General features: G+C 33.6%; 4 protein-coding genes, 3 tRNA genes and 1 pseudogene. 4 read left to right on the top strand and 4 right to left on the bottom strand.

Going from position 1 to position 3,288, the window contains the following annotated elements:
- Positions 1–40 precede the first annotated feature (40 nt).
- A tRNA-Asn gene (locus HMPREF2731_RS03040) sits at positions 41–114 on the top strand.
- A 126-nt stretch (positions 115–240) separates the two neighbouring features.
- Positions 241–615, top strand: a complete 375-nt coding sequence (locus tag HMPREF2731_RS03035; protein WP_002310873.1) for an iron-sulfur cluster biosynthesis family protein — start codon at positions 241–243, stop codon at positions 613–615.
- A 143-nt stretch (positions 616–758) separates the two neighbouring features.
- Here the strand turns inward: HMPREF2731_RS03035 and HMPREF2731_RS03030 are convergent.
- Positions 759–1,094 (bottom strand): annotated as a pseudogene (locus tag HMPREF2731_RS03030) (alpha/beta fold hydrolase); the annotation flags it as partial.
- 325 nt (positions 1,095–1,419) lie between these two features.
- Positions 1,420–1,650 carry a hypothetical protein gene (locus HMPREF2731_RS03025; protein ID WP_070872288.1) on the bottom strand — a complete coding sequence of 77 codons (231 nt, stop codon included), beginning with the start codon at positions 1,648–1,650 and terminating at the stop codon, positions 1,420–1,422.
- A gap of 292 nt (positions 1,651–1,942) precedes the next feature.
- On the opposite strand from HMPREF2731_RS03025, the gene HMPREF2731_RS15470 reads away from it, so the two are divergent.
- Positions 1,943–2,182 carry a DUF5626 family protein gene (locus tag HMPREF2731_RS15470; RefSeq protein ID WP_176747851.1) on the top strand — a complete coding sequence of 80 codons (240 nt, stop codon included), beginning with the start codon at positions 1,943–1,945 and terminating at the stop codon, positions 2,180–2,182.
- Between the two features lie 267 nt (positions 2,183–2,449).
- Here the strand turns inward: HMPREF2731_RS15470 and HMPREF2731_RS03020 are convergent.
- Positions 2,450–2,522, bottom strand: a tRNA-Thr gene (locus tag HMPREF2731_RS03020).
- 215 nt (positions 2,523–2,737) lie between these two features.
- Between HMPREF2731_RS03020 and HMPREF2731_RS03015 the strand changes: the two genes are divergently transcribed.
- Positions 2,738–2,811: transfer RNA gene (locus HMPREF2731_RS03015), tRNA-Asn, on the top strand.
- Between the two features lie 137 nt (positions 2,812–2,948).
- On the opposite strand, the gene HMPREF2731_RS15000 is transcribed toward HMPREF2731_RS03015, so the two are convergent.
- Positions 2,949–3,113, bottom strand: coding sequence for a hypothetical protein (locus HMPREF2731_RS15000; protein ID WP_002320198.1), 165 nt, complete (start codon positions 3,111–3,113; stop codon positions 2,949–2,951).
- Positions 3,114–3,288: the final 175 nt, after the last annotated feature.

Below are 3,288 nucleotides of genomic sequence, written 5' to 3'. Positions count from 1 at the left end.
TGCCCCTTGTGAGAGTAGGACGTCGCCACGCTGATGTTATTCCGGCATAGCTCAGTTGGTAGTAGCGCATGACTGTTAATCATGATGTCGTAGGTTCGAGTCCTACTGCCGGAGTAAAAGTAGATGTAAGAAATATCAAAAGATATTTCTTACATCTTTTTGTTTTGAGCAGGACTTTAGATAATTTTATTAATATATGCTAGCATGCTTTTGTAAATAAAAGAAAGAGGGCGTTTGAATATGTATCTTAAAATTACAGATCAAGCACAAGAAAGATTACAAAAATATATTGATGAAGGCGCGACAGTTATTTTAGATTTAGATGATGGCGTGGGTGAATATTCTAAAATGGGTGTGTGCTCTTTAGATACTAGTTTCCGTTTACTTCTTCTTGATAAAGAACAAGGAAAAAATGATTATAAACTACAATTAGATAGTGATATTGGGGAAGTTTATATCAAAGATTATTCAAAAATGTACATGGATGAACACATGACCCTTTCTTTAGATCCACGTCTAGGTGTATTTACTCTTGAAAGTCCAAGTGGTTCTTTAGACAGCCATGTACAATTAGTCGATTTACGACCAGAAAAATTCTCTGGCATGAAACAATAATTTTCTCTTCATTGATCCATGATCCATAAAACTAGTCTCAATCGAGCTACATTGAAAAACATGACAACATTCTTAACTTGGTAAATAAAAAAGACGACACATTTTGTCGTCTTTTTTATTGATTAGCTATTTTCGATAAATTATCACATAGCTTGTGCTATTATTTCTGGCTTTTCTCTATTCAATTCATGTTTTCCGTTTTCGATAAACAGGAGACGGCTATTAGTTGAAACTTTATATAACCGTTTTGCTCCAGGCTTATTTGCATAATCTTTTGTACCGCATAAAATCAATTTAGGAAGTCGTGATGTATGAAGCTGTTTTTTGCAATCTAATGTTTTAAGTAAACGAAGTAGGGTAAGGCTTTGCTTTTTAGACAAACCTAATTTTTTAAACATTTTAAAAGGTACGCAGTAAAAATAAACATTCTGGAAAATAAGCAATAAGCGATCAGGAAATTCAAATTGTGGATCAGTTAAATCAATAGAGTACTCGGGGGCACTGAAACATCCATAAAGCAAGTAGCTCCGCTATCGGTTGTCAACAGGGACACTTACTTTAATGTGATTCCATTAATTTGGAGAATAAATGGACTTTCACTCTACTACGATGGTCATCCTGAAAGAATTATCAACCATCGGAAGACCTAACATTTCCTTTTCCAAACCAAATTGATACACAACAAACTCATAACTTCCCGGATCACTTGGCGCTTTGAAAGAAATCTTTCCATTTTGTGGAGTAATTTTATTGGTTTTAGAATCTTTCGATAACCGAATAGGGAAGTTAGAAAGACCATTTAGTTCAATTTGCTTGTTTCCTAATAAGGCAACAAGGACGTATTCCTCCTAATGACACTTCATAATTGCCAACTATCAAGATATCTTCATCCGAACTTTGACTTAATCTTTCAGCTTTTTCGATCAATCTAAGAGTTGCTTGATCAGTACCACCATATTCAGTAGTCGCATTTGCCGTGATACTTAACCCTAAGCTTCCCAATACAATTGTACATAGAACTAATTTTTTAATCATTATGTTCCCTCCTATAAAAAATTTATATTGTTACTAACGTAATTATCTCAGAACATGCCTTTCTTGATAAGAACTCACCAGGTTACATCAATGTAAATCATTGGCTTCGTTAAGGTAACTAGCAGTTGATTTTGGGAGTACATGACTTTTATTAACAAAAATATTTAGAAGGAATTGGATCCAAAGAAGAAGTAAAAGCTCAGGAAAAAATAAGCTCAACTGTACTTGAGCTCGTATTATCAGATAGTATGGACATGAAGGAGCTGACCTATATTAATGAGGAGGAGAGGAAATACATTTAATAGTTGAAGAAATTGAGCGTCTGGGTAGAGTTGGTGCTAGAACTTATCGTTTCTCTAAAGCTTCTTCTGGAAATTGGCCCGTTTCCTATGACGTTCGTGTAAATGGCAGACAGCATATTATATCCACCTCGGATTTAAGTATTTCAGTACCTAGAGGGAATATTATTTCTAGAACTTTAACCCATAATAATAAACGGATGATTTCTAATGGTCAACTAATTGTAAACTAAACAAGAGGTAATGATTATGGAATTAGCAGTGAAATTAAAGTATTCATAGAAAGAAGAGAGGGGTTTTTCAAGAAGATGTTGCAGAGCCGTTAAATATTACGCGACAATAAGAGTCGAGCAATCGATTGGATGAATTTTTTTATTCGCAGACTAACTGAAAAATTCTTTTTTTGTTTAAAATAAAAACAGTTTTGTGGGATTTTCGTGGCATAAAATAAAAAACAGCGCAGACACATGGTTAAACCAACATGTTGCACTGTTTAAGGAAGCCACTTGCCGGGCTTGAACCGGCGACCTCTTCCTTACCATGGAAGCGCTCTACCAGCTGAGCTAAAGCGGCATTATCATTAATACAAATAGTAGGATAACGAATATTAATGTATTTGTCAATATATTTTTTATCAAAAAAATGTGTTTTTGTACTAATGAAACAATTCTTAGAAAAAAGTAAAAATAACAAAAAATGCTAACGGTTTCTTCGAAAATATAGTAAAAAATTTTAAAAAAAGTATTGCGTTATTTGAAAGAAATTGATATTATATTCATGTACTTGATTCCGGCATAGCTCAGTTGGTAGTAGCGCATGACTGTTAATCATGATGTCGTAGGTTCGAGTCCTACTGCCGGAGTAAATAAAGCTTATGCAAAGAAAAAGAAATCCAATCACTTGGGTTTCTTTTTCTTTTATTATTATGATAAATCAATCTTTCTGTTTTTGTCACGTATGTTGTAATCTTTACGAAAGAGTAGAGTTGGCTACTCATAATCAACCATACTTCCCATCATCGCTAAATACAAAATAAATCAGCATTCCTACACCAATCAAAGCACAAACTGCACCAAGAAAAGGAATGACATTCCCAAAGTTATCTGTATTCATAAGTATGCCACCACCCACAAACAAAAAGCCGCCAGCAATCAGGTTTTTCATTTTATTCATTCTCCTTTCTTACGTTATAGTATTTCCTTCTTTCAATGAGTATTTTGAAAGCTATCTTATTGTATGATGTTCTTCTAGACCTTTTCTTTATTATACAGTCCATTTTCGTTATCTCATAGAAATATTCTTTTTTATTTCTTAATTGTCAAATTAAGTTAGACAGATC

Origin of the sequence: Enterococcus sp. HMSC072F02 (assembly GCF_001837725.1) — a bacterium.
Taxonomy (GTDB): Bacteria; Bacillota; Bacilli; order Lactobacillales; family Enterococcaceae; genus Enterococcus_B; species Enterococcus_B lactis.
The sequence above is the reverse complement of the archived record's forward strand: the minus strand, read 5'-3'. Positions and strand labels throughout refer to the sequence as shown.

Excerpts from the sequence above, each read along its gene's own strand:
- HMPREF2731_RS03025 (WP_070872288.1), bottom strand. The coding sequence starts at position 1,650 with ATGATTAAAAAATTAGTTCTATGTACAATTGTATTGGGAAGCTTAGGG.
- HMPREF2731_RS15000 (WP_002320198.1), bottom strand. The coding sequence starts at position 3,113 with ATGAAAAACCTGATTGCTGGCGGCTTTTTGTTTGTGGGTGGTGGCATA.
- HMPREF2731_RS03035 (WP_002310873.1), top strand. The coding sequence starts at position 241 with ATGTATCTTAAAATTACAGATCAAGCACAAGAAAGATTACAAAAATAT.